Genomic DNA, 26583 nt, shown 5'->3' with positions numbered 1-26583 from the left:
AATTACACATAATGAACGTATCATTTATACTCATTCTTTTATTATTTGGAGCAATAGCGACCTATTTTGCTGGAGATAAATTGGCTAAAACAGTCGCGCTAGTATTCAGTTTAGCGTCGGCAGTATTTTCAGTTTATATTTTGAATTTACACCAGGCTGGGATTAATCCAAGTTTTATTTCACAATGGATTACCAATCCGAATGTATTTATTGCATTACAAGTAGATGGATTGTCATTAGCAATGTTGTTATTAACGACTTTCTTGACCACCATAATTATATTCTCCTCTTTCGGAAATCAATACAATAATAGCAAGACATTTTATGCTTTGGTATTATTCATGTCGTTTGCCATGATTGGAACTTTTTTAAGTGCTGATGCCTTTTTATATTATATTTTCTGGGAATTGGCTTTGATTCCGATTTACTTTATCGCTTTAGTTTGGGGTAATGGTGATGTCGAAGAAAGAAAAAGAGCGATTATTAAGTTCTTCATTTTTACATTGGCAGGTTCATTATTTATGTTAGTAGCATTTATTTATCTGTTCCAAAAAGCAGGTTCATTAATGTTAAGTGATTTATATGCAGTTCGATTGACTTCTCAAGAGCAATTTTGGATTTTCTTAGCTTTCTTTTTAGCATACGCCATTAAAATTCCAATTTTCCCTTTCCATACTTGGCAGGCAAATACCTATCAAAAAGCACCGGCAGTAGGAACAATGTTACTTTCAGGAATTATGCTAAAAATGGGATTGTACAGTGTGATTCGTTGGCAATTGCCTATTGCACCAATAGCGGCTAAGACCTATATGAATATTTTTATTGCCTTAAGTGTTGTAGGCGTGGTATACGGTTCTATTGTGGCTTTAAAACAAAGAAACTTAAAAAAATTACTAGCATATTCGTCATTGGCCCACGTTGGATTAATTGCGGCTGGGGCGTATAGTTTATCAGTTGATGGATTGCGTGGAGCGGTTTTACAAATGATTGCGCACGGATTTGTAGTGGTTGGTTTGTTTTTTGCAGCTGAAGTTATCGAAAGACGTTTTCAAACGCAAGAAATTGCAGAAATGGGTGGTATTAGAATTCAGGATTCTAAATTTGCCTCCCTTTTTATGATTGTAATGTTGGCTTCGGTAGCATTGCCATCTACTTTTAATTTCGTAGGAGAATTTACATTGCTTTACAGTTTGTATAATGTTAATATTTGGTTTGCAATTATAGCGGGGACAACCATTATTTTAGGAGCTGTTTATATGCTGAATATGTTTAAAAATGTAATGCTTGGAGATAAAGATTCAAGAGTTTTTGCAGTGGTAACAACGCAAGAAATTATCGTTTTTGTGGTCATTATCGCGGTCTTACTGTTTTTTGGAATGTATCCAAAACCAATTAGCGATTTAGTTACACCTCCGTTACAAGAAATTGTTGGAAGAATTAATAGATTATAATTTAGATATAATTTGAAGTGAATACTTTCACTTTAAATAACAAATTTTAAAAAATGAATACATTAATAGCGATATCAGGATTAGGAGTACTTTGTTTACTTGTAGAAATGTTTAATGCAAGAAAAGCAATTGTTCCAATCACTATTTTAGGATTGTTGGCGATTTTAGGGTATAATATTTCGGTATACAATACGTTGGGAACATTCTATAACAATATGATGTTAGTAGATCGGTTTTCGGTAGCTTTTTCAAGCTTATTTATTGTGATTACTACAGTTTTGATTACCATGAGTCATGAGTTTTACAAAGACAGACCTACTAAAATTTCTGATTTTGTTGCGATTAAAGTGTTCATGTTGGCTGGTGGAGTTGCAATGGTCTCTTTTGGAAACCTAGCGATGTTCTTTTTAGGAATTGAAGTGTTGTCTATTTCGCTTTACATTTTAGCAGCAAGTAATCGATTGAGTCTTAAAAGTAATGAAGCAGGAATGAAATATTTCTTGATGGGATCTTTCGCATCGGGGATTATTCTTTTCGGAATAGCACTTATTTACGGCGCAACTGGAAGTTTCGATTTGACAACAATTTATCAAGTAACACATACAGCCTCTTATCCGCAATGGTACATTATTGGAACGATTATGGTCGTTATAGGAATGTTGTTTAAAATAGCGGCAGTTCCTTTCCATTTTTGGGCTCCCGATGTATATGAAGGTGCACCAGCATTAACTACAGCAACCATGAGTACACTGGCCAAAGTTATTGCAGTGGCTACGTTGTATAAATTAGCTATTATTTTAGTGCCAGGTCAAACGTATGCTTTTCAAATGATTATTGTGGTAGTGGCTATGGCTTCTATGCTGCTTGGAAATATCATGGCCTTACGTCAAAACAATGTGAAACGTATGTTGGCATTTTCGGGTATTTCACATGCAGGGTTTATGGTGATGACTTTATTAATTTCGAACAACTCAGCAAATATTTTGTTGTACTATGCAACGTCTTATGCTGTAGCGGGATTAGCCATTTTTGCTGTGATTTTTTATGTAATGAAAGACAAAGAGAATGAAACGATTGATAACTTCAACGGATTTGGGAAAACACATCCTTTATTAGCAGCAGTGGTGACTACATCATTATTGTCTATGGCTGGAATTCCAATTTTATCTGGATTTTTTGCTAAATTCTTTTTATTAAGTCAAGTCATTCAAACCGGTTGGATTGTATTGGTAATTGTCGCCATTATAAGTTCTATCATTAGTGTAGGCTATTATTTTAAAATCATTTTAGCCATGTATACGAAAGATAGTGAGCAAGAATTAACTTCAATTCCTTTGGTTTATAAGATTGTTGCCATTTTATTATTGGTTGCCAATATTGCTATAGGTTTAATGCCTAATCTAGTTTTGAATTTGATCAGTTAGATGTTGATATAAAAAACAAAAGAGGCTCGTGTAAAACGAGCCTCTTTTGTTTTTTAGACTTTTTACCCATCACCATTACCAGAAGCAGTACCACCTGTAATTGGCCCTAGCGGTTTCTTTATGGGATCAGTTGTACTTCCACCTTTCACTTTTTTTTGTTGGGATATGTTAAGTGCCTTATCCTCGAATTTCTTTAATTCCATGAAAATTTCTTTTAATAATTATAGAAGCAATTTACTTTTTTTTGAGAAAACAAACAGACATTGTGGCATTTTTTCTAAATTAAATTTATCTAAAAATTTTAAGTCAAAAGTGAATAGTAAATTTAGTTTTGAATTTGATCAGCTAAAGATTTTACGATATTAAAAACAAAAAAGGTTCCGTTTTACGTGAACCTTTTTTTATTAGTTTTGCAACGTTCCAAATGTACTTTCCAATGAAGTTTATAATCCATTTTTGTTTTTTGTTCTTCAGCACTTTATCTTTTTCTCAGACAATAAAGTTGAGCGATACCGAATATCAAAAACTGCATGACAAAGCTCGATTATTAATCAATTCTAACATAGATAGTTCATTTGTTTATGCCAATAAAATTGAAAAATCAACTAACAATTTACACAAATCGTTTGCGTACGGAATTAAATCGTATTTGTACCAGCTAAAAGGCGATAGTATACAATCCAAAAAATTATACAAGAAATCATTAAGTTATTTAGAAAAGGTTCCAGCATCGAATGATAAAACAAAACTGCATGCTTATTTACTTAATTATGGAGGTTTGTCCGAATCCATTAGAGGAAATTTGAGTAATGCTTTGTTAAAATATGAAGCGGGAAAAAAGATTGCTATGAAAACAGATGACAAATTGCAAGTCATCAAGTTCGGATACAATATCGCTTCGTTATATGGAAGTGCAGGGAATTATAAATTGGCAATTAAAGAAGCACGAAAGTCAGATGAATTAATTGACAAATACCAGTTAAAAATTTCAAAGGAAAAATATGAAAACAATAAAAGTAATATTAATATCTGTTTAGGGAGCTTATATGAGTCATTACACAATTCAGATTTAGATAAAAAATCACTCGATTCAGCTAAATACTTTTATTCCAAAGCCCTTTTTGTTTCCACTAATTTACTATCCAATAAAATTAGAGCCAAAAGTGGGTTGGGAAATATTTATTGTCTCAAAGACAATTATCCGGACGCCATTAAAACCTATTTAAGTCTTTTGGTTGATTTAAAAGAAAACAATCAAAAATTAGAAAGTGCTCAAATATGTTATAATATGGGTATTTCGTATTATAATACCCAAAAATTCGATGAAGCATTAGTCTATTTTGTAAAATCAGATTCTATTTACAACGTCAATAAATTTGATAAAAGTCAGTATTTAGATTCTAATTATTATCAAGCAAAAATTTATGAAATTAAAAAGGAACCTTCAAAAGCTTTACAACATGCTAAAATTTATTTAAACAATTTTGAATCAAGTGAAGCCAAAAAGAATGCAGAAAAAAGCGAGGTGAATTTTCTTTTAGGGAAAAAGAATTTAGAGAATGAAATGATTCAAATAAGAGATAAGTTCAAAAGGCAGGTTTTGATAGAAAGTCTTTTGAAATGGGGAGGAATTGCCGTTATTTTTTTATTGATAATCATTTTACTTATAAACTATCGCAATAAAAAAGTAAATGATAAAAAATTTAATAATTTATTACTTGAATTTGAAACAATCGCGAATACTAAAAAAGTAATTGATAATAATGAAGCTTTTTCGGATTTAGAAAAAAATAAAAAAAGCAGTTCGTTTAATTTAGATGAAGACAAAGAAAATGAACTAATACAAAAATTTTCTAAACTTATTGATAAAAATGAATTTTTAAAAGAAGGATTTACATTGCAATATGTTGCTAATAAAATAAAGACGAATACTACTTATTTGTCTTATGTAGTCAATAAGAAATTTGAAAAAAGTTTTAGTGATTATGTAAATGAACTTAAAATAAATTATGCAATAAATGAGATTATTACGAATCCTACTTATCGCAAATATTCTACTCAGGCGATTGCAGAAAGCGTTGGGTTTAAAAATGCTATTTCCTTCACAAAGTCTTTTAATAAAAGAACCGGAGTAACTCCGGCTCAGTTTGTTAAAAGGATGAATGATTAATAAGTTCCACTTATTATAGTGCCATCTGCACGTTTACAATATATAAGGACATCATCAAAATCATAATAGCAAGTGATTGGAGGGTCAGTTGGACCACCACCGGGAATAATTACAACTTTTGGCTTCGGTTTGTCATCTATCCCACAAATAATATTTTTACTTTCTTCAGTTGTTAGTTGCAAATCTTTAAAACGGTCTAAATTTAGTTTTTTAGTTTTCATAAATTATTTTTTTTTCAAATTTAAGGAGAAAAGAAAAAGTAAATCGTTGTTTTTAGAGTATAGCTTGTTTTTAATTTAGTTAAAAATGTAAGTTTTTGATAATTAGAATTTTAACCTTATTTTTTACCTAAATAATTTATAAATTATGTATGTTATAATTTACAAATTGTAAAAGCATGCCCTTTTTTTTACTTCAAAATCGTTAAATATTTGCCTCGGAATTAAATGTTTTATTCCACGATTGTAAACCAATACACGATGGTAAATTTAGTAACGAAGTATTTAGAGATTAATAAATACAATGATAAAAACGAAGCGTTTGAGTCGTCTTATTTGTCTCATCCCAATTATCCGAGTTTGTATGCAGTAACCGATACTTTGAGCTTACTTCACATTGAGAATATCGCTGCAAGAATTCCCAAAGAACAATTTATTGAGTTGCCCGATTATTTTCTAGCCCTATTAGATGGAGAATTTGTATTAGTGCATAAAAAAGTAGCACATGTAGAAATCGAAACAATAAAAGGTAGTTTCTTTAAATTGTCGTTTGATGATTTTTTAAACCGATGGAACCAACTTGTTATTGCTGTCGAACCGAATCTTGTTTCAACCACCAAATTGAAGTATCCTTTTTCAAAATGGTACTTATACATTTTGCCTTGTATAGCCTTAATTACAGTATCGCTATTTTTTAAATCCTATGGTTTAACAGAATTTTTGTTGTTGTCAACTTCAATCCTAGGATTAGTAGTGAGTGTTTTTATTGTACAGGAAAAATTCGGCATTAAAAATGAAATGGCTACAAAATTGTGTTCTCTTAACACAAAAGCTTCTTGCGATTCGGTGATACAATCCGAAATAAGCACTATTAACAAATGGCTGAGTTTTTCCGATTTGCCCTTACTTTTCTTTGCTATTAGTGTGATGGCGATTTTAATGCAACCAAAAAATTCGGGAGTACTAGTTGGTTTTTTAAGCCTAGTCATGTTACCCATTATTGTCTATTCCATTTGGTTGCAAAAATTTGAATTAAAAAAATGGTGTGTGTTGTGTTTAGCGGTTTCGTTGTTAATTGTATCGCAAGGTTTGGTTTTTGGACTCACAACCGCATCATTTTTGAAAATACTTCTTTCTGTTAATGTATATGCGGTTTTGTTTGCCGCTATTGTGATCACTTCTTTATGGTTTTTGGTCAAACCTATCATTACTAAAAAACTACAATTTGAAAGCGAAGTCAATGAGCTCAAGCGATTCAAAAGAGATTTTAAACTCTTCACATTTTTATCCAAAACGATTCCTCAAATTGATGGATTCCAGGAACTTGAGGGTATTCAAATAGGGAATGTAAATGCGGAAGTTCAATTAACGATAATCATTAGTCCAAGTTGTGGGCATTGCCATACGGCTTTTCAGGAAGCTATAGAGTTGGTAAAGAACTATTCAGAGCGTGTTTTTTTACAAGTGCTCTTTAATATTAATCCAGAAAACAATAACAATCCGTATACGATTGTGGTGGAGACGTTACTTTCCATTAATGCCTTATTTCCTCAAAATGCGGAAGAAGCTTTAACAGATTGGCATGTTAAAAAAATGGAACTCAATCAATGGAAAGAAAAGTGGACGGTCAAAAGGATTGATACGAAAGTGAATCATCAGATTGCTATTCAATACCTATGGTGTCTTCAAAATAAATTCAATTATACTCCTGTCAAATTGATCAATGAGAAATTGTTTCCTACACAATATGAAATAAACGAGTTGAAGTATTTTTTAAATGATTTTTCGGAAGAGAAACAAGTCTTGGAAGATACTATCGCAATTGAAGCATAAATCAGGCAGAAGCTCTAACTGTCTCTATACGCTTAGAGTAATTTAAATCTTTACTATTTATTATGAAAAAACAATTATTAGTAGTTACACTGCTCTTATTTTCAGCAGTAAATTTTGCTCAACAGCAAAACAGACATTGGTATTTTGGTACTCATGCTCATTTAAATTTTGCTGGCGGGACAATTACACAACCCGCATCTGAAATTATGCCCTCAGGAAATGATTTTTGGGGAATGGAAGGATGTGCAACGATTTCCGATTATAACACAGGAGATTTACTTCTTTATTCCGATGGAAAAACAATTTTAGGAGCCAATCATCAACCTATTGTGAATGGAACTAACTTAATGGGAGACATGTCGTCTTCTCAAAACATTGTTTTTCTGCCAAGACCAGGAAACAGAAATAATTTCTACGCTTTTACTACTAATGGAATTACAAGTTATGAAGCAGGACTATTTTTTTCTGAAATCACAATTGATCCATGCACAAGAGTCGCAACAGTTCTCAACAATGCTTCGGGAACTAATACAACGCCTTTATTGAATCACTTTGGAAATCAAATAGGGAATGAATACGAATGTATTACCACGGCAAAACATAGTAACGGAGTCGATTATTGGGTTATTGCTCAAGTGAATGATTTCATCTATTCGTATTTGGTTACCAGCAATGGTGTAGTAGATGGGGCTGGAGTAGCGAATAGACCATTTAGTTCGTATTTGGTGCCTACACCACCTCATGGGACAGCATCTGTAGGCGATACAGGCAAGTTGAAAATTTCTCAATCCGACATATCTCCAAATGTCGTGAGAATTGCTAAAGCAGTAACCTACCAAGGTGTACATTCAGTTAGAGCAGGTACTTTTAACCGATCTACAGGAGTTGTTGTGTTCAATAATAATTTTGGATTAGCTGCTTCAGCGTATGGTGTAGAGTTTTCATTTAACGGCAATATTCTATATTACAGCGAGGGTAATAATAAAATCAAAAGAAGAAACATGCTTACAAATGCTGCTTTGTCTGATTTTATCGTTCCTGTTAATACTTCTTGTTCTGTTTTAGAAGTGCAGTTGGCTCCTGATAATAATATCTATGTTTCAAACAGAAGGGTGAGTTTGGGAAGAATTTCAAACGCAAATCTTACTACGGCTACTTTTACAGCCAATGCAATTACATTAATTACCGATGCAACACATACAACAGCTACAAAGTCAGAAATCGGACTTCCTCAGTTAATACAACAGCATCAACAAGCTCCAGTTCCAATCGTAACCTTAGTTGCCAATAATGATTCAATCTTCATGAATAGTTGTACAACTACAACTTCTACGGTGACTGTTCAAGCAAATGATACTATGAATGGAACAGCAATTGCATCTCCACTTTCAGGATTGGTAATTGTACCACTAAGTGCAGCGAGTCCAACTCCAACCAATGGAGGAATAACATTAAATGCAAATGGAACTATAACCCTATTGGCTGGAACTCCAGTAGGAATTTATACATTAACCTATCAAATTTGCACTTTAGGTTCATGTCCTTCTTGTAGTAATATAGGTATAATTAAAGTAGATGTTTCTGGTAGCAGTAATGTTTTAGTAGCGGCAAACGATTCTTTTAGCTATGATGAATGTATTCCTATGAAAATGAATGTAAAATATGCTAATCCAACGTATCCAGACACACTAAACGGAAACCCTATATTAGCAACAACACCGGGTATTACGGTACAACAAGTGCCAGGCTCGTTAAATCCAATTCCTACTACTGGAAGTATTTCTTTGGGAACAAATGGAATTATAACTATTGGTGTTGGGACACCCACAGGAATCTATAAGTTAAAATACAAATTGTTATTAAATGACAGTTGTGCTAGTCAAAGTAATGAAGCTGTAGTGACAATTACAGTAACTCAATCTGCTACTCCTCAAACGATTGTAATTACAGATGCTTATGTTGGTGTAGCTGCTGGTACAACAAGCATTGATTCCATTTTAGTTAATGATACTATAGGCGGAATCCCTTGTAATTCCTCTAATGTGGTTGTGATGCCATATCCTGGTACTCAACTCCCTGGAATTACATTAAATCCAGATGGTACTGTTACTGTTGCAGCTGGAACGCCAAATGGTGATTATTCAATTGCTTATTATTTATGTCAACCGTGTTTGTCGACTAATTGTACTTCTCCTAGAAAAGTATATGTGACAGTTGGTCTAAGAGCAAATCCAGACAGTATTTATTTTGATTCCAATGGAAATTATGTTAGTGGTAACTTAAATGTTTTTACGAATGATGTGTATGGAGCCTCACCAGTAACTCCTTCTGCAGTTTCAATCACGTATACTCCAAATCCTTATTTTTCTATCGATACCAATGTGGGAAGTCCTACTTATGGAGATATAATTGTTTCTTTGGGATTGCCAACCGGATGGTTTCATTACCAATCCAACTATACCATTTGTGAATTGGCTAATCCATCAAGTTGCGCTACTGCCACGGTTGAATTATGGGGAGAGGCAGCAGGCAGAACTTCAAATAATGAATTAAAAACAGAAAGCAAGATAGGGGTTGTATCGGTGTATCCAAATCCTAGTTCAGGAGTGTTTAGCATTCAATTGGATCATCAACATTCATCTGAAACTAATGTTAAGGTAGCTGTTTATACTGCTTTGGGACAAGTTGTTGTTGAAAAAACGATACCTCAAAACAATCCACAAATTGATTTGTCCAATTTTGTTAACGGAACCTATTTCTTGAAAATTCAAAGGGGAGAAGAGACCATCAACAAAATAATTGTCAAAAAATAAAGGGTCGAAACAAAGTTTGGAGAATCGGTTATTCACAGACAATCCAAACTTTGTTTTTCAAAATATTGTTGCAACGATAGACATAAGGTTCAAATGTCTTAAAATGATTGGACTAATAATTAAATTTTAAATTAAATATCATGTTAAAAAACATTTTAAACTTAGACGGTGCTCAACAATTATCTAATAATGAGCAAAAAGAAATTAATGGTGGATTAAGAATTTATAGAAGTTGTGAAGATGCAACTGCTATTTGTCCTGAAGGTAAAGAATGCATCGGGTTTGATACTGCAGGTAAAATTATTTGCAGATAAATCTAATTCCATTTTATAGGAGAGCATTCTCCATTTTTTCAATTTTAAAAGCAAATATCATGTTAAAAAACATTTTAAACCTAGATGATGCTCAACAATTATCTAATAATGAGCAAAAATCAATCAATGGGGTATTACAATAGCTTGTAACAATGCAATTCAAGGAGGAAGTTGTTATTGAAAAACTGCTGGAGTAGTTTGTTTGCCTGGATTTATAACAAATTCTGGAGCTTGTAAAATGGCTAATGTTTGTTGTGAACTAGGTCTTTAATATTGAGATCTTTAAACTGCCTAAATTTTTTTTAGGCAGTTTTTTACTTATTTTTGAAACCAAAATATAAAGCCTTGAAAAAATTTCCAAATTATATACAAGCCGATACCAAAGATTGCGGGCCCACCTGTTTAAAAATAGTTTCCAAACACTACGGAAAAACGATCAACATTCAGCAATTACGTGATTTTAGTGAGACTACTCGTGAAGGAAGTAATTTACTATTCTTGAGTGATGCGGCCGAGAAAATTGGATTTAGAACCCTTGGCGTAAAATTAAATCTAGAAAGTTTAGAAGAAGCTCCGTTGCCTTGTATTTTACATTGGAATAAGGAACATTATGTGGTGCTGCACGACATCAAAAAGGGCAACTATTGTATTTCTGATCCTGCTTTCGGATTACTTCAATACAATAAAGAAGAGTTTATCAAATTTTGGATTGGCAATAATGCTTCGGAAACCACACAGGAGGGAATTGCATTATTAATTGAACCTACACCCAAATTTTATCAATCTGAATTTGATAAAGAGGAGAAAAAAGGGCTAGGCTTCGGAATGTTGTCTCAATACGTATGGCGCTATAAATCTTTTATAACGCAGTTGAGCATCGGTTTGTTAGCAGGAAGTTTGTTGCAATTAATTTTTCCATTTTTAACCCAAAGCATAGTAGATGTTGGGATACAAAATCAAAACCTAAATTTTATCTATCTTATTCTTTTTGCACAATTATTTCTATTTGCAGGAAGAACAGGATTAGAATTGATTCGAAGTTGGATCATGTTGCATCTTTCGACTCGCATCAATATTTCTTTGATTTCTGATTTTTTTATCAAACTGATGAATTTGCCCATATCGTTCTTTGATGTGAGAATGACGGGAGATATCATGCAACGTATTAACGATCACCATCGCATCGAAAAAATTCTGACCACTTCTTCCTTAAATGTTTTGTTTTCGGTGGTGAATATGGTCATCATGGGAGGTGTTTTGGCTTATTATAACGTACAAATTTTTGCTGTTTTTTTCATTGGAAGTTTGCTGTATTTTGGTTGGATAACCTTGTTTTTAAAGCGCAGGGAAGCATTAGATTACAAACGATTCTCAGAAGTTTCGCAAGAACAGAGTAAAGTAATGGAGCTCATTAACGGCATGCAAGAAATCAAGCTGCATAATGCTGAAAAGCAAAAACGTTGGGGCTGGGAATATGTGCAAGCCCGATTGTTCCGCGTGTCGATGAAAGGATTGGTTTTGGAACAAACGCAAACCATTGGTTCTTCGGTGATTAATGAATTGAAAAATATTTTTATTGTATTTATCTCTGCCAAATTAGTAATCGACGGCCAAATTACTTTAGGGATGATGATGGCCATCAGTTCTATTGTGGGAAGTTTGAACGGTCCAGTCACACAATTGATAAGTTTTGTAAGAGAATTACAAGACGCCAAAATATCCTTAGCACGTTTGTCGGAAATTCATGAAAAAGAAGATGAAATCCAACAAGAAGTACTGCAAACGAATGATGTCCCTCAAGAAGAAGATATTGTTATTAAAAATTTATCTTACCGATACTTAGGGAATGATGTGCCCGTACTTGAAAATTTAAATTTAGTGATTCCTGCCAAAAAAGTAACGGCAATTGTGGGTGTCAGCGGAAGTGGAAAGACCACACTAATGAAATTATTACTTAAATTTTATGATCCAGAAAAAGGAGAAATAAGCATCGGAAATACACAATTAAAAAACATTTCTCAAAAAGCATGGCGAAACAATATTGGGGCGGTTATGCAGGAAGGGTTTATATTCAATGATACGATTGCCAATAATATTGCGGTTGGGGTTGACATCATTGACAAAGAACGCCTTGTGTATGCGGCCGATGTGGCCAATATAAAAGAATACGTCTCTGGATTACCCTTGGGGTACAATACTAAAATTGGTTCGGAAGGCGTCGGGATGAGTACCGGGCAAAAGCAACGTTTGCTGATTGCAAGAGCGGTGTATAAAAACCCGGAAATGTTGTTTTTTGACGAAGCTACTTCGGCTTTAGATGCCAACAATGAAAAGGAAATCATGCGCAAATTGGATTTGTTCTTCAAGGATAAAACCGTAGTGGTCATCGCACACCGATTGAGTACAGTAATGAACGCCGATCAAATTGTAGTCCTCGATAAAGGAAAGATTATCGAAATGGGGAATCATTCGGCTTTAGTAGAACAAAAAGGAAATTATTTTGAACTGGTTCGCAATCAGTTACAATTAGGAAATTAATTATGATAGAGCACAATTCAGAAACTTCTTTTGAACTCCGTAGCGAAGAAGTACAAGATATATTAACAAAAGTACCGCATTGGATGATTCGATGGGGGACAGTTCTGATTTTCGGAATCATTGCCATGTTGTTTATTATAGCAGGGTTTCTAAGATATCCAGATATAATACGAACTGAAATTATCATCACCACCAATGTTCCGCCAGAAAAATTACTCGCGAAAACTTCAGGGAGAATACAAGCGATTTTGGTGAAAGATAAAGCGCAGGTTTTGGCCAATACGCCACTGGCTATAATCGAGAATGCTGCCAATTACCAAGATGTTTTTCGTTTGAAAAAGGAATTGGAAACGTTTCAAAAATCGACTTCCAAAAATTTCCCGTTTGATGCTTTTAAAAACCTACAATTAGGTGAAATTGAAAGTGCTTATGCATTATTTCAGAAGGATTACGTAGCGAATACTTTGAATGAATCGTTGCACCCGTATCAAGTGGAAAGCAATGCCCAAAAATCGGAAAACACACAAATTCAGGAGCGCCTTACTTTACTTGTGCAACAAAAAGAAATCAATGAGCAGGAATTACTGCTACAGCGTAATGACATTGCCAGATATGCAAAGCTTCACGACAAAGGGGTGATTTCTTCTCAGGAATATGACACGAAGAAATTGAATTATTTACAAGCCGAAAAAAATTATAAAAACCTGTTGACTTCCATTTCTCAACTAAAATCTTCTTTAATTGAAAATACTAGAGCCACTAAAGGGACAGTTATTAATGATGTCAAAGAAAGTGTGAATTTAGACAGAAGCCTTTCGCAATCTTTTTATCAATTAAAAAAAGCGATCAAAGACTGGGAGTTAACTTATACCCTACAATCTGCTATTGAAGGAAAAGTAAGTTTCACTCAAGTATGGGTGGAAAACCAGACGATTGCGTCAGGAGATAATGTATTTTCAATTGTACCAAGTGCTGGAAAAGGATTTGTCGGAAAAGTAAAAGCGCCCTCTTTAAACTCCGGGAAAATACAGGTAGACCAACAAGTGAATATTCGTTTGGCTAATTTTCCTGATCGAGAATTTGGAATTCTAAAGGGGAAAGTGAACAATATTTCATTAGTGCCTGATAAAGATGGAAACGTAATGATTGATGTTATTCTGCCAGAAGGAATGGAAACCAGTTATAAAAAGCAAATCCCTTTTCAACAGGAAATGCGTGGTGCTGCCGAAATTATCACCCAAGATTTGTCGCTTTTAGAGCGTGTTTTATACCAATTTAAGGACATGTTAAATAGAGATTGATCAAAATCTTAGATTGTAAATAAAAATGAGAATAAAATTTTAGGGATTCTCAACAAAAAGAGTATATTTGGATTCCTTAAAAAAGGGGGATTAGCTCATTTGGCTAGAGCGCTTGCCTGGCAGGCAAGAGGTGACCGGTTCGAATCCGGTATTCTCCACAGATTAACCAACAAACCAAACCAATAAAAAAACGTCCCGATTTATCGAGACGTTTTTTGCTTTATTATACTTCCGCTAATCGCTTTGCTTTTTTATCACGTAACCAATATTTGGTTCGTTTCACCAAATAAAACATAACCGGTACCATGACTAAAGTCAATACTGTTGCATAGGTCAATCCGAAGATAATGGTCCATGCTAGTGGTCCCCAGAAAATAACATTATCTCCTCCCATGTAAAAGTGTGGGTTAAAATCGGTTACCAATCCGAAGAAGTCAAAGTTTAATCCGATAGCTAATGGAATTAATCCCAATACTGCGGTTAAGGCGGTTAATAATACCGGACGTAAACGCGATTTCCCTGATTCGATAATGACATCTTTAATTTGCTCAATGGTTAAATCGTCGTGACTTTCCAAGTTGTTGTCGGCTACTTTTTTATCCATTAATAAGACAAAGAAATCCATCAATACAATTCCGTTTTTCACCACAACTCCCGCTAATGAAATAATTCCCATCATGGTCATTAATCCCACAAAATCCATACGAGCAATCACATAGCCATAAAATACACCACTTAAACTCAGTAGTACGGTAAACATAATCACTAATGTTTTCGAAACCGAATTAAACTGCAATACAATAATAGTGGTAATTCCTGCAATGGCAAGGAAAAGAGCAAACATCAAGAAGGCCATTTCTTTACTTTGTTGTTCCTGTTCGCCAGAAAAAGAGAAGGTAATATCACCCGCTAATTTGTAATCGGCTAAATCTTTTTTAATGGTTTCAACAATTTCATTGGCATTATACCCCGTAATCACATTCGAATAAACCGTCATGATACGTTTGTAATCTTTACGTTTAATCTGATTGTAGGTTTTTGTTTTCTCCGTCGATGCGATAGCCGAAATCGGCACTTGCATGATCTGTCCGTTGTTCGGATTACGATATGTTAACGGTTGATTAAACAACACGCTTTCATTTTTGCGTTGGTCATCCTGCAAACGCATTACAATATTATAATCGTCATCTCCTTCTTTATAGGTGGAAATTTCTTGTCCATATACAGCACGACGTAAAGTAAATCCAGCCATTCCAGTAGAAGCTCCAAGACTTCCAGCATTAGCTCTGTCGATTTTTACTTCCAATTCTGGACTTTCTTTATTGATATCTACTTTTAATTTTTCGATTCCAGGAATGTTTTTACTGTTCAAGAAAACAATCATTTTGTCGGCTTCTTTCAGCATTTCCTCATAATTGGTTCCTTTCAATTCGATACTAACAGGATATCCTGCTGGTGGACCAGCCGCATCTTTTTCTACAGTAACCGAAGCACCAGGAATCGCTTTAATTTTAGCTCGTACTTCTTCCATCACATCGGCGGTATTGATTCCTTTTCTGAATTTGAATTCGGAGAAATTAACCGTTACTTTTCCTTTGTGTGGCGTTTCCGATTGCGAACCTAAATCGACTTGTGGATTCGTGGCTCCAACCCCAACTTGGGCTACAATCGATTCGGCCAAGAAATCTTTTTTCGTTTCCGGATCTATATATTTATTTAAAACATTGATGACTTGTTTTTCAACAAATTCCGTTGCTTTGTTGGTTTTAGAAATATCGGTGCCTTGCGGATATTCTATATAAGCTATTACCTGATTTGGAATATTTTCAGGGAAAAACAACGAATCGGTTGGAAATAAAACCACTAAGAAAATGGATAAAAATAACATTCCAACTATTCCTCCAAAAGCTTTCCAAGCATTGGTTTTGGTTAAGATTTTGGCCAACATGGCTTTGTATTTTTCTTCCATTCTTGGGAAGAAATCATGTTGAAAATCTTGTGTCCATTGGTATAATTTCAAATGGTACAACCACATTAAGGCAACAGCAATTAAAGACAAGTGTCCAATGCCTCGCATTAATTTCGAGTCGTAAAGGTTTCCAGGAATTACAAACAAGATTCCAATTGCCAATAAAATAATAGTGTTTTTTCTAATGGATTTTCTGGAGATATTTTTATCTTCAATATCCATAGAACCTCCTGTCATTGCTGCATTTACCACCATTGCTACAAACAATGAGGCTCCTAACGTTACTGAAAGCGTTAATGGAAAATATTGCATAAATTGTCCCATGGTTCCGGGCCACAAAGCAAACGGTAAAAAGGCCATTAAGGTAGTTGCGGTTGAGGAAATAACCGGCCATGCAATTTCGCCAATACCAATTTTGGAAGCCTGCATTCGCGGCATTCCTTTTTTCATGTTGGCAAAAACGTTATCGACGACCACAATACCGTCATCAACCAGCATCCCTAATCCCATTACCAAACCAAACAATACCATCGTATTCATCGTAACCCCAATTGCCGAAAGCAATGTGAAAGCAATGAAAATTGATAATGGAATCGCAGCGCCCACAAATAAGGAATTACGTAATCCCATGGTAAACATCAATACAATCATTACCAATACTACTCCAAAAATAATGTGATTGGTTAACTCATCTACTTGGTGTTCTACACGTGAAGATTGATCGTTGGTTAATGTTACACTTAGGTCTTTTGGTAATACTTTTTCTTGTGCTTTTTTAACCACTTCTTTTACTTGGTCAATTGCCGAAATCATGTTTTGCCCCGAACGTTTTTTAACATTCAGCATGACTACTTCTTCGTTGTGTTCACGGGCAAAAGTGGTACGTTCTTTTTCTTTAAAATTGATGGTTGCTATGTCTTTTAAATACACAGAACCTCCGTATGATTTTACGATAATGTTTTCTAATTCCAACGGATTTGAAATTTCTCCTACAATTCTGATGTTGTTTCTAGAACCTTCGGCGACTAAATTTCCGCCAGAAAGCGTCATGTTTTCATAACGAACGGCGCTCTGAATATCATCGAAGCTTACTTGCGCTGCATTCATTTTATAAACGTCAATGGCGATTTCAACTTCTTTATCGTCTACACCAAGAATGTCAACGGCTTTCACTTCCGAAATATCTTCGATTTCGTCTTCAAGATATTCGCCGTATTTTTTTAACTGTTGCGAAGTGTAATTTCCTTTTAGATTGATATTTAAAATCGGAACTTCCTCCGCAATATTAATGGTGAACACATTCGGTTCTACTTTACTTCCGTTGTCCATAGTTGGCCAATCGGTATCGGCTTTCGTTAAATCGACTTTGTCTTTTACCTTAGCTTTGGCTTCTTCTACGGTAATATCGTCTTCAAATTCGACAATGATCATACCGTAATCCTGAAAGGAACTAGAGGTTACTTTAGTAACGCCACTTATGTTTTTGATGTTATCTTCCAAAGGTTTTGTAACCAGTTTCTCTACATCTTCGGCTGAATTTCCAGGGAAAATAGAAGAAATATACGTTTTGTTTTCGATGATTTCTGGGAAATCTTCACGCGGCATAGTGATATAGGCATAAATTCCTGTAATCACAATAATACATGTTAGGATGTACACGGTTACACGGTTATCTACCGCCCAACTTGAAATGCCAAATTCTTTTTGTTGATGTGCCATTATATGTTTTCTTTTTTATATTTGGAACTGAAATTGAAAAGGTTAGCTGATTTGGATACTAAGAAATAAACCAACAAAACCTTTTTCGACAAACGACTAACCTTCAATTTCAATGTTAAAATGATACTTTCATTCCTTCTGCAAGTGCATTTGCACCTTCGGTAACGATGATGTCACCTTTGTTTAATCCGGAAACAATTTCTGTTACACTATTGGCATTTTGCCCCGTTTTAATCATTACTTTTTTAGCAACTCCTTCATTCGATTTCGCTTCAGTAACAGTATAAATAAACTTGTTTCCGTTAGCGTCTTGCTGAATAATATTTGTAGGAACGACAATTGCAGATGCTTTTGTGTAATCTACAATTTTTAATTTGGCCACTTGGTTAGGGCGTAATAAACCTTCTGGATTAGGAACGCTTACTTCTATGCCAAAACTTCTGTTAGCAGGATTAATGGTTTTCGCTACTTGACGAATTCTTCCTGAATATTCTTTCCCGATGGAAGTAATTGCAGCCTGTACTGGAGTACCTACTTTTACTTTTCCAACATACGCTTCAGGAATAGAAGTGCTCACATACATTTGGTTTAAATTCACAATACGCATTAAACCTTGTGGACTCGCCGAAACGACTTGACCTCTTTCCACAAAAACTTCATCGACCACCCCATTAAAAGGCGCTTTAATTAATGTTTTTGCAATTTGTGCTTTCATTTGATTTACTGATTTCGACAAACTAATCATTTGAGTTTGTGCTTGTAAATACTGAATTTCTGAACCAATTTTTTGATCCCATAAACGTTTTTGACGTTCGAAAGTTGTTTTGGCCAATTCGTATTGCGTTTGAATGCTGGCTAATTGTTGACTCATACCTCCATCGTCTACTTTTCCTAAAATTTGACCTGTTTGTACACTTTGACCTGCTTTCACATTCAATGAAATTAAAGTTCCTGGCATTTCAGGTTGAATTAAAATGTTTTGATTGGTGTCTACATTTCCTTGAATTTCAAGGTAATGACTAAAAGTCGTGTCTTTTACTGTAAGTACTTCTACTAATGCTTCATCTGCTTTAGAATTAGCTGCAGCTAAAGCGGCATCAATTTTAGTTAAATCAGATTGAAGTACCTCTCTTTTCTTTTTTAATTCGGTAAAGTTTTTAGCTTCAATTAATTGATCGACAGAAGTGGAAGCGTCATTTCCTTTGCAAGAAAATAAAACGACTGATGTTATGGCTAAGATTATTATTTTTTTCATTGTAGTATGTTTATGGGTTTATTTATTGATGACTTTTTGTAAAGTGGCTCTTTTGTTGATGATGTCTACCATAGTTTGCAAGTAGCTTTGTTGGGCCGAGAACAATTGATTTTGCGCTTCGGTAAATTCAAAACTTGTGGATAGCCCTTCTTTGAATTTGATGCTTTGTTTGTTTTCGATGCGTTCGGCTAATCGTAAGGTGCTTTTCGCCGAATTGTATTGTGCAACACTATACTCGTAATCACTTTTAGCTTTTTGATACTGTAGCTTAAGTGTTTGTTCGGTTTCGATAAGTTTTGTTTTGGCTTGTTCGAAAGCAATTTTCGCTTGTGCGGTTCTAGAACTTCTTGCGAAAGAACTAAAAATAGGCACATTTAAACCAATACCAAGGTTGGAGAAATTATACCATCGGTTGTTAGCATTAAACATGGTAAACTCTTTTCCGAAAGTGTTGTATCCAAAATTTACTTGCGCCGATAATGAAGGCAAGGCTTTACTTTTCTCGTACTTTAACTGTAATCGTTTGGAGTCTTCTAAGTTTTTGCTAATTTGATAATCAATATTGTTTTGCAAATCAAAATTTTCATTGAGCAGGGCCATATCAATATTACTGGTGGTTAAAGCGTCCAATTTTTCTGTCAATGTAATGGATTCATCTAAATCGATTCCCATTAATAACTTTAGCATATTGGTAGCAATAGTTTTCATTCTATTGGCATAATCATACGAACTTTTTACCGCTGTCAATGTGATTTGCAAACGTTCAACCGATTCTTCTTCCAGAAACCCATTTTTATAAGTTTCACGCGTGTCTTTAAGTGTTTTTTCTAATGTTTGTTGGTTGCGCTCGATAATTTTGATGCTTTCTTCCGACATTAAAACATTGCCGTAAGCAGTAGTTGTTAATTCGGTAATTTCTTGCGCTGTTTTCTTTTGTGCGTTTTCAGAAATTTTTAAATAGGTTTTTGCTGATTGTAATCCGACCAAATAAGAACCGTCAAAAATTAATTGATTTAACGTTAACGTTCCTACCATGTTGTGTTTTAATCCAAAACCTACTACATCAATTGCATCTGCTGGAGCTGATGGGTTAAAATTTTGGGCTTCAATTCCTTGCTGTTGTATGGCGAACGTGTTTTGATAGCCTAAATTTCCATTAATTTGAGGCAATCCCATAGTGGTGGTTTCCTTCTTTTTAAGTTTGGCAGCTTCATAATCACGATTGGCATTTATGGCACTGTAATTGTTTTTTACGGCGTGATCTATGGCTTCTTTTAGTGAATACGACTTACTAGTGGTAGTCGTTTCTTGGGCAAATAATTGGACTTGAAAAAATATCAAGGCAATAAGTACAATACCTTTCTTCATTTATTCGGATTTATGATTTAATAATTGTTTTTCTAATTCGATGATTCCCTTTGGGGTTGCCATGGCTCTTGTGTGGTATTCTAAAGCTTCCATTTCTAATTTTAATGCCTCACTTTCCAATTGGGTGTTTTCATTAATACTAAAAATCAGGGTATAATAAAATTGTATGTAGGATTCAATATTAATTTCGCTTCTGTACAGTTCTTGTGCAATTCCTTTTCTGATGTTTTTGCCAAACATTTCGCTACAATCTTGAATTTCATTTTCCAATAACTTTCCATAAATTTCTGGATAATGTTTTTTTAATTGATACACTGGTGAGGTATCCGCATTTTGAAACATTTCTTTGAAAAGTCTTCTGATTTCGAAGTTTTCTTGAATAGCATTGAAATCCTTTTCTATGATTTCATCAATAACCGTATGAATTTTTTCATGTACAATCTCTGTCGCTTCTTCAATTAGCGCTTCCTTATTGCTAAAAAATTTGTAAATCGTTTTTTTTGAGATACACATTTCGCAAGCAATATCATCCATAGTCACACTTTTGAAACCGAGTTTCAAAAACATATCCGTTGCTTTCGCTATGATTTTATCTTTCATAAGTATTCTAAATTCTCTGCAAATATAGAATGGAAACTTTTAACACCAAAATAGTTTCCTGTGTATTTACAAAATTTTAACATTTTCTTAATTTTGGCAATTCCCTTTAATTGAAGTATTTTAGCTGAAATTTTCAAAGCAATGCATTCTATAGCCTACTATCAAGAAGTAATTTCCGCTCATTTTTCTTCACTTCAAATAGACAAACAGCCCAATAACTTATACGAACCGATTCGTTATATTTTAGCTCTTGGTGGGAAACGCATGCGTCCGGTTTTAACGTTAATGGCGGCTGAAATTTTCAATGCAGAGTGTTCCAAAGCTTTAAGTGCCGCTACAGCAGTTGAGGTTTTTCATAATTTTTCATTGATCCATGACGATATTATGGATGATGCTCCATTGCGTCGCGGTAACCCAACGGTTCATGAAAAATGGAACATTAATACGGGGATTCTTTCAGGAGATGCGATGCTAATTTTAGCCTATCAGTATTTTGAAAATTACGAACCCAAAGTATTTAAAGAATTAGCCCAATTATTCAGTAAAACAGCATTAGAAGTTTGTGAAGGCCAACAATATGACGTTGATTTTGAAACCCGAAACGACGTGAGTATTTTGGAATACCTAAAAATGATCGAATATAAAACGGCCGTTTTGGTAGGTGCTGCCATGAAAATGGGAGCAATTGTTGCAGAAACTTCGGAAGAAAATGCCAATTTAATTTATGATTTCGGACTCAATTTAGGGATAGCATTCCAGCTTCAAGACGATTATTTGGATGCCTTTGGCGATCCGAAAACTTTCGGAAAGCAAGTTGGTGGCGATATAATTGAGAATAAAAAAACCTTTTTGTATTTAAAAGCAATGGAGTTTGCGACTCCAACCGAAAAGGAACAATTGTTACACTTATTTTCGATTCAACCACAAGATAATGCCGATAAAATAAAATTGGTAAAGGATATATTTGTTACTTCTGGAGCCAGTTTGGCCACTCAAGAAGCCATCAAAGACTTTACTTTTGAAGCCTTCAAAACATTAGAAAAAATGAACATCACCTCAGATAAAAATGAACTTTTGAGAGCTTTCGGAGAAAATCTGATGGGCAGAAATGTTTAGTTGTCGCCTTTTTTAAAGTAACTTAAAGTAGCTTCTTTGTCTTTTGAAAGCTGATTTTTCAATTCTTCGATCGAATTAAATTTTTGTTCCGCTCGAACAAATTGATGGACTGCAATAGTGATTTCTTTGTCGTATAGATCTTCATTCAAATCCAAGAAGTGTACTTCAATCGTCTTTTTGTTTTCGTTTAAAGTGGGTTTAATGCCAATATTCATCATTCCGATATGTGCATTTCCATTCCAAGAACCTTCCACAATATAAACCCCATTTTTAGGCAGTATTTTTTGGGTATCTTCAAGTGCTATATTTGCTGTAGGAAAATTAATGGTTCTTCCAATTTGATTTCCTTTTACGACAATCCCCGAAAACGAAAACGTATAACCAAGATATTGATTGGCTAATTCGATGTTTCCGTCTAAAATGGCATTTCTGATTTTAGTAGAACTTATGGTAATTTCGTTTAATTCCTCTGCGGAAATTTGCTCGACATCAAAATGATATTTTTTTCCGAAATTGATCAAATCGTGAATGTCGGAAGCGCGATTTTTCCCAAATTTATGATCGTAACCAATGATAACTTTTTGAATATTTAATTTGTCAACTAGAATGTTTTTTACAAATTCTTCGCCAGACAAGTTAGATAGTTCAGCATTAAACTCCAAAATCATTAAATTGTCAATTCCGGTTTTTTCTAACTGATGAATTTTTTCTTCGGTCGTATTTAATAGTTTAATATCATATTCCGATTGTAAAACCGTTCTTGGATGCTGCGCAAAAGTGAGAACGATGCTTTGCGTGTTGTTGTCTTTGGTATTGTTTAAAATTCTTTGAAGAATCTTCTGGTGTCCTAAGTGAACTCCGTCAAAAGTGCCAATAGTAAGTACAGTTTTTTGATTGGAATTGTATTCGGAAAGCGAATGAAAAATATTCATGTAGGTAATGTAATTTTTAAACGACAAAGATATTCTTTGTTTTTTATATGTAACAGCCTTTGTATAAAATAAATAACTTTTTCGTTTGTGTTGTTTTTTTTAATAAATTTGAAAATCAACTATAATAATTAAAAGATGAAAAAACAACTACTAACACTTTTAGCGTGTTTTGTTCTGGTACAAGTAAGTGCCCAGACCGGGAACTATTGGACCGCTCGGAAAAGCAACACAGGAAAGATTGTTACGGCAAAAGGTGTCGAAAGGCCATCGTTTCCTAAAACTTTCGATTTGTATGATTTAAATATAAATCCGTTGCGACAAGTTTTATTTTCAACTCAGGCTCTCGTTTCAAAACAAGGAGTTGTTATTAATTTGCCAAATGCAAATGGGCAGATGGAACAGTTTGAAGTATATGAAGCTTCTAATTTTGAGCCAGCGTTACAAGCGCAGTTTCCTGAAATTAGAGCGTATTCTGGAAAAGGAATTACAGATCCATCTGCTACTTTAAAATTGAGTATTGCTCCAAACGGAATTCAAACGATGGTTTTTAGAACCGATAGAGAAAATGAATTCATGGAGGCCTATTCTCAAGATGGTAAGACTTATGCGGTTTACAAATCTCAAAGAAACAAAGGGAGTTTGCCTTTTACATGTACAACTGAAGACAATCAGTTAATGAAAAATGTGAATAGTCAAATTGAAGGAAAAGTAGCATTATCTAGTGATAGAAAATTAAGAACTATGCGATTGGCGCAGTCTGTAACCGCTGAATATTCAGCGTATTATGGATGGACTACTACAATTGGAAATATTGGATTGGTAGTTACTGCAGTTAACAACACGATGACACGTTGCAATGGGGTATACGAAAAAGATTTAGGATTACATTTAAATTTAATTCCAACAACAACCAGTGTTTTCTTTAACAATCCTGCAACAGATGGTTATACAGATGGCGCGGATACCAATTATAATTCTCAATTACAAACCAATTTGACCAATATAATTGGAGATGCAAATTATGACATTGGACATTTGTTCTCAGCAGTAGGTGGTATTACAGGTAATGGAAATGCAGGTTGTATTGGATGTGTTTGTGATACTGGTAAAGGAAGTGGTTTCACCACAAGAAGTGTTCCTCAAGGTGATGATTTTGATATCGACTTTGTTGTGCATGAAGTTGGACATCAATTAGGTGCCAATCATACCTTTACTATGGGGGCTGAAAGATCTGGAAACAATATGGAACCAGGTTCAGGAGTTACCATCATGGGGTATGCAGGGATTACATCTCAAGATATTGATAACCATTCTATTGATACTTTTCATGCCACTTCAATCAGTCAAATGCAATCGAATTTATCTGGTAAAACATGTCCTGTTGTTACAGATGTGCCAAATATGGCGCCGACTGTTGCAGCGGGTGTAGATTATGTTATTCCAATCAGTACACCTTTTGTTTTAGAAGGGACGGCTACCGATCCAAATGGAACGTTATCGTATCAATGGGAGCAATTTGACCACGACACCGCCAATCAAACGGGGGCAAATAGTGATGCAGCAACAAACAAAACAATTGGACCTAACTGGCAATCATGGCCACCAACGAGTTCAGGTAATCGCTACATGCCAAGAGTAGAGTCTATTATTGCCAATGCTGCCACGACTTCTGCTACTGTAAACGGAAGTAATGATGCAGGAATTTTAACAGAAGCGTTAAGTTCGGTTTCAAGAACTTTAACTTTCAGATTGACTGTAAGAGACAATGTTCCATATGTGGCTAGCACAAATGTTGGACAAACCAATTTTGATGATAAAGTGGTAACGGTATCTAATACTTCAGGACCATTTGTAGTAAATATACCAAGTGCTACAGGTTTGTCTTATACTGTTGGAACGAATCAAACAGTTACCTGGAATGTTGCTTCAACAAATGCAGGTGCTGTGAATTGTCCATTTGTAGATATTTATTTGTTTACAGATAACACGTTAACAAATGGTATTTTACTAGCCCACAGGGTTCCTAATGATGGCTCTGAAACGGTTACCATTCCAAATAATGCTGGGACGACGCACCGTGTTATGGTTAGAGGAAATAATAATATTTTCTTTGATATTTCAAATAACAATTTCACAATTGCGGCTCCTGCTTCTTCGTTTGCAGTATCTTTTAATAGAACAGCTGGAGAACAAAACAAATCAGTGTGTCAAGGACCTAATACTATTAATTATACTATAGACTATACGGCTTTAGCGGGTTTTAGCGGAACAACTAATTTTACAGCAACTGGAGTACCTGCTAATACAACTGTAGTGTTCACGCCAACGTCATTGTCAGCTAATGGTACAGTTAATATGGCAGTTACTACAACAGCTTCAACTCCTGTTGGACTTGCCAATATCATTGTGAATGCTACTTCAGGAGCAACGACAAAAACAGTTCCTTTTTATTTAGATGTTAATGCAGCTCCTGCTGTACCAGTTTTAACAACTCCAGCTAATAATGCGACTGCTCAAAACACTACTTTAAATCTAACATGGGGAGCCACTGCCGGTGCTACAAATTATGATGTTGAAGTTTCTACAAATGGAACTTTTACAGCAATCGTAGCTACAGGGAATACCACAACAACCTCATTTAGTGTTTCGGGACTAACACAAGGAACAGATTACTGGTGGAGAGTTTTACCAAAAAACAGCGGTTGTCAAGGGGTGTTTACTTCAGGATTTAAGTTTACTACTTTTGTTTTAAATTGTACGAATTACAATAATAATACTCCTGTTGCTATTTCGGCAAGTGGAGCGCCAACAATCAATTCAATTATTAATGTGCCAAGTGGAGGAACACTATCTGATGTTAATTTAACAATGAATATTACCCATACTTATGTTTCCGACTTAACTATTACGTTATTAGGACCAACTGGCGCATCAGCAATAGTTTTCAACCAATCCTGTGGGTCAAGCCAAAACATTAATACAACTTTTGATGATTCTGGTTCGGTGTTAGCTTGTGGTGGAAATCCAGCAGTAAGTGGAATTGTAATTCCTGCAAATGCACTTTCAGTATTTAATGGAACAAATCCTGTTGGAAACTGGACGTTACGAGTTGCAGATGGATTTAATCTTGATGGGGGTACATTAAACAGTTGGTCATTAAATCTTTGTAGTACAGCGGCTCCGCTTTCAACACAAGATTTCGAGTTTGCTGATTTTTCAATCTCACCAAACCCGTCAAATGGGAACTTTAATGTGAAGTTTAGTTCTGTTTCAAGTAATGGTATTACTATTAATGTTCATGACATGAGAGGTCGACAAGTGTATGAAAAATCATATACAAGTAATGGCGCTTTCAATCAAGATATAAGCTTAAACAATGTTGAAGCCGGAATTTATTTAGTATCTATTGTAGAAGGAAACAAGAAAATAGTAAGAAAAATTATTGTTGAATAAATCTTCTTACCTTAAACCAAAAAGCGAGGCTCTTTACTGAGTCTCGCTTTTTTTGTTAAAAAAAAACAATTCCTTAGTTTATTTGTGACAAAAGAATATATTTGTGTCC

17 protein-coding genes and 1 tRNA gene are annotated in these 26583 nt (G+C 34.6%); 11 read left to right on the top strand and 7 right to left on the bottom strand.

The annotated features are described in order from the left end of the window. Positions 1 to 11: 11 nt before the first annotated feature. Both EQG63_RS01925 and EQG63_RS01920 read left to right on the top strand, forming a co-directional pair. Positions 12 to 1451: a complex I subunit 4 family protein gene (locus EQG63_RS01925; RefSeq protein ID WP_129433875.1), complete on the top strand. Its 1440-nt coding sequence runs from the start codon at positions 12 to 14 to the stop codon at positions 1449 to 1451. A gap of 53 nt (positions 1452 to 1504) precedes the next feature. After that, positions 1505 to 2875 (top strand): NADH-quinone oxidoreductase subunit N, encoded by a 1371-nt coding sequence (locus EQG63_RS01920; protein WP_129433872.1) that lies wholly within the window; start codon positions 1505 to 1507, stop codon positions 2873 to 2875. A gap of 62 nt (positions 2876 to 2937) precedes the next feature. Here EQG63_RS01920 and EQG63_RS12215 read toward each other — a convergent pair whose 3' ends face one another. Next, positions 2938 to 3078, bottom strand: a complete 141-nt coding sequence (locus EQG63_RS12215) for a hypothetical protein (protein ID WP_164974440.1) — start codon at positions 3076 to 3078, stop codon at positions 2938 to 2940. Positions 3079 to 3311: 233 nt separating this feature from the next. On the opposite strand from EQG63_RS12215, the gene EQG63_RS01915 reads away from it, so the two are divergent. Then, on the top strand, positions 3312 to 5045 hold the full coding sequence (locus EQG63_RS01915; protein WP_164974439.1) for a helix-turn-helix domain-containing protein: 1734 nt from the start codon (positions 3312 to 3314) through the stop codon (positions 5043 to 5045). Here EQG63_RS01915 and EQG63_RS01910 read toward each other — a convergent pair. Continuing rightward, positions 5042 to 5266 carry a hypothetical protein gene (locus EQG63_RS01910; protein ID WP_129433868.1) on the bottom strand — a complete coding sequence of 75 codons (225 nt, stop codon included), beginning with the start codon at positions 5264 to 5266 and terminating at the stop codon, positions 5042 to 5044. The two genes, EQG63_RS01915 and EQG63_RS01910, sit on opposite strands and share 4 nt — an antisense overlap. Positions 5267 to 5524: 258 nt before the next feature. Here EQG63_RS01910 and EQG63_RS01905 point away from each other — a divergent pair, with 258 nt between their 5' ends. From EQG63_RS01905 to EQG63_RS01885, 6 genes are all read left to right on the top strand, one after another. Beyond that, the gene (locus EQG63_RS01905; RefSeq protein WP_164974438.1) at positions 5525 to 7096 is read left to right on the top strand and encodes a vitamin K epoxide reductase family protein; all 1572 of its coding nucleotides are present in this window, start codon (positions 5525 to 5527) and stop codon (positions 7094 to 7096) included. A 62-nt stretch (positions 7097 to 7158) separates the two neighbouring features. Further along, positions 7159 to 9909, top strand: a complete 2751-nt coding sequence (locus EQG63_RS01900) for a T9SS type A sorting domain-containing protein (protein ID WP_129433864.1) — start codon at positions 7159 to 7161, stop codon at positions 9907 to 9909. Positions 9910 to 10049: 140 nt separating this feature from the next. Then, positions 10050 to 10223, top strand: a complete 174-nt coding sequence (locus EQG63_RS12210; RefSeq protein WP_164974437.1) for a hypothetical protein — start codon at positions 10050 to 10052, stop codon at positions 10221 to 10223. Positions 10224 to 10568: 345 nt separating this feature from the next. Further along, entirely contained in the window at positions 10569 to 12761 is a 2193-nt protein-coding gene (locus tag EQG63_RS01895) for a peptidase domain-containing ABC transporter (RefSeq protein ID WP_129433861.1), read from the top strand. A gap of 2 nt (positions 12762 to 12763) precedes the next feature. Further along, positions 12764 to 14062 (top strand): HlyD family secretion protein, encoded by a 1299-nt coding sequence (locus tag EQG63_RS01890; RefSeq protein ID WP_129433860.1) that lies wholly within the window; start codon positions 12764 to 12766, stop codon positions 14060 to 14062. 84 nt (positions 14063 to 14146) lie between these two features. Further along, positions 14147 to 14220 (top strand) — tRNA-Ala (locus EQG63_RS01885). 65 nt (positions 14221 to 14285) lie between these two features. Here the strand turns inward: EQG63_RS01885 and EQG63_RS01880 are convergent. The 4 genes from EQG63_RS01880 to EQG63_RS01865 all read right to left on the bottom strand — a co-directional run bounded on the left by EQG63_RS01880 (position 14286) and on the right by EQG63_RS01865 (position 20973). After that, positions 14286 to 17750, bottom strand: coding sequence for an efflux RND transporter permease subunit (locus EQG63_RS01880; protein WP_129433857.1), 3465 nt, complete (start codon positions 17748 to 17750; stop codon positions 14286 to 14288). A 115-nt stretch (positions 17751 to 17865) separates the two neighbouring features. Continuing rightward, positions 17866 to 19005 carry an efflux RND transporter periplasmic adaptor subunit gene (locus EQG63_RS01875; RefSeq protein WP_129433855.1) on the bottom strand — a complete coding sequence of 380 codons (1140 nt, stop codon included), beginning with the start codon at positions 19003 to 19005 and terminating at the stop codon, positions 17866 to 17868. An 18-nt stretch (positions 19006 to 19023) separates the two neighbouring features. Beyond that, entirely contained in the window at positions 19024 to 20373 is a 1350-nt protein-coding gene (locus tag EQG63_RS01870; protein WP_129433853.1) for a TolC family protein, read from the bottom strand. Beyond that, complete coding sequence (locus EQG63_RS01865; protein ID WP_129433851.1) at positions 20374 to 20973, bottom strand: TetR/AcrR family transcriptional regulator; 600 nt, start codon at positions 20971 to 20973, stop codon at positions 20374 to 20376. Between the two features lie 141 nt (positions 20974 to 21114). Here EQG63_RS01865 and EQG63_RS01860 point away from each other — a divergent pair, with 141 nt between their 5' ends. Beyond that, positions 21115 to 22089, top strand: a complete 975-nt coding sequence (locus EQG63_RS01860) for a polyprenyl synthetase family protein (protein ID WP_129433848.1) — start codon at positions 21115 to 21117, stop codon at positions 22087 to 22089. Here EQG63_RS01860 and EQG63_RS01855 read toward each other — a convergent pair. After that, positions 22086 to 23021 (bottom strand): bifunctional riboflavin kinase/FAD synthetase, encoded by a 936-nt coding sequence (locus EQG63_RS01855; RefSeq protein WP_129433845.1) that lies wholly within the window; start codon positions 23019 to 23021, stop codon positions 22086 to 22088. The two genes, EQG63_RS01860 and EQG63_RS01855, sit on opposite strands and share 4 nt — an antisense overlap. A gap of 135 nt (positions 23022 to 23156) precedes the next feature. Between EQG63_RS01855 and EQG63_RS01850 the strand changes: the two genes are divergently transcribed. Beyond that, the gene (locus EQG63_RS01850) at positions 23157 to 26474 is read left to right on the top strand and encodes a zinc-dependent metalloprotease (protein WP_129433843.1); all 3318 of its coding nucleotides are present in this window, start codon (positions 23157 to 23159) and stop codon (positions 26472 to 26474) included. Positions 26475 to 26583 lie beyond the last annotated feature (109 nt).

This window comes from Flavobacterium amnicola, from assembly GCF_004122165.1.
In the GTDB taxonomy this organism is placed as follows: Bacteria; Bacteroidota; Bacteroidia; order Flavobacteriales; family Flavobacteriaceae; genus Flavobacterium; species Flavobacterium amnicola.
The sequence above is the reverse complement of the archived record's forward strand: the minus strand, read 5'-3'. Positions and strand labels throughout refer to the sequence as shown.

Bases quoted from the DNA above. Each gene is read 5' to 3' on its own strand.
- EQG63_RS01925 (WP_129433875.1), top strand. From the start codon at position 12: ATGAACGTATCATTTATACTCATTCTTTTATTATTTGGAGCAATAGCG.
- EQG63_RS01920 (WP_129433872.1), top strand. From the start codon at position 1,505: ATGAATACATTAATAGCGATATCAGGATTAGGAGTACTTTGTTTACTT.
- EQG63_RS12215 (WP_164974440.1), bottom strand. From the start codon at position 3,078: ATGGAATTAAAGAAATTCGAGGATAAGGCACTTAACATATCCCAACAA.
- EQG63_RS01915 (WP_164974439.1), top strand. From the start codon at position 3,312: ATGAAGTTTATAATCCATTTTTGTTTTTTGTTCTTCAGCACTTTATCT.
- EQG63_RS01910 (WP_129433868.1), bottom strand. From the start codon at position 5,266: ATGAAAACTAAAAAACTAAATTTAGACCGTTTTAAAGATTTGCAACTA.
- EQG63_RS01905 (WP_164974438.1), top strand. From the start codon at position 5,525: ATGGTAAATTTAGTAACGAAGTATTTAGAGATTAATAAATACAATGAT.
- EQG63_RS01900 (WP_129433864.1), top strand. From the start codon at position 7,159: ATGAAAAAACAATTATTAGTAGTTACACTGCTCTTATTTTCAGCAGTA.
- EQG63_RS12210 (WP_164974437.1), top strand. From the start codon at position 10,050: ATGTTAAAAAACATTTTAAACTTAGACGGTGCTCAACAATTATCTAAT.
- EQG63_RS01890 (WP_129433860.1), top strand. From the start codon at position 12,764: ATGATAGAGCACAATTCAGAAACTTCTTTTGAACTCCGTAGCGAAGAA.
- EQG63_RS01880 (WP_129433857.1), bottom strand. From the start codon at position 17,750: ATGGCACATCAACAAAAAGAATTTGGCATTTCAAGTTGGGCGGTAGAT.
- EQG63_RS01875 (WP_129433855.1), bottom strand. From the start codon at position 19,005: ATGAAAAAAATAATAATCTTAGCCATAACATCAGTCGTTTTATTTTCT.
- EQG63_RS01870 (WP_129433853.1), bottom strand. From the start codon at position 20,373: ATGAAGAAAGGTATTGTACTTATTGCCTTGATATTTTTTCAAGTCCAA.
- EQG63_RS01865 (WP_129433851.1), bottom strand. From the start codon at position 20,973: ATGAAAGATAAAATCATAGCGAAAGCAACGGATATGTTTTTGAAACTC.
- EQG63_RS01860 (WP_129433848.1), top strand. From the start codon at position 21,115: ATGCATTCTATAGCCTACTATCAAGAAGTAATTTCCGCTCATTTTTCT.
- EQG63_RS01855 (WP_129433845.1), bottom strand. From the start codon at position 23,021: ATGAATATTTTTCATTCGCTTTCCGAATACAATTCCAATCAAAAAACT.
- EQG63_RS01850 (WP_129433843.1), top strand. From the start codon at position 23,157: ATGAAAAAACAACTACTAACACTTTTAGCGTGTTTTGTTCTGGTACAA.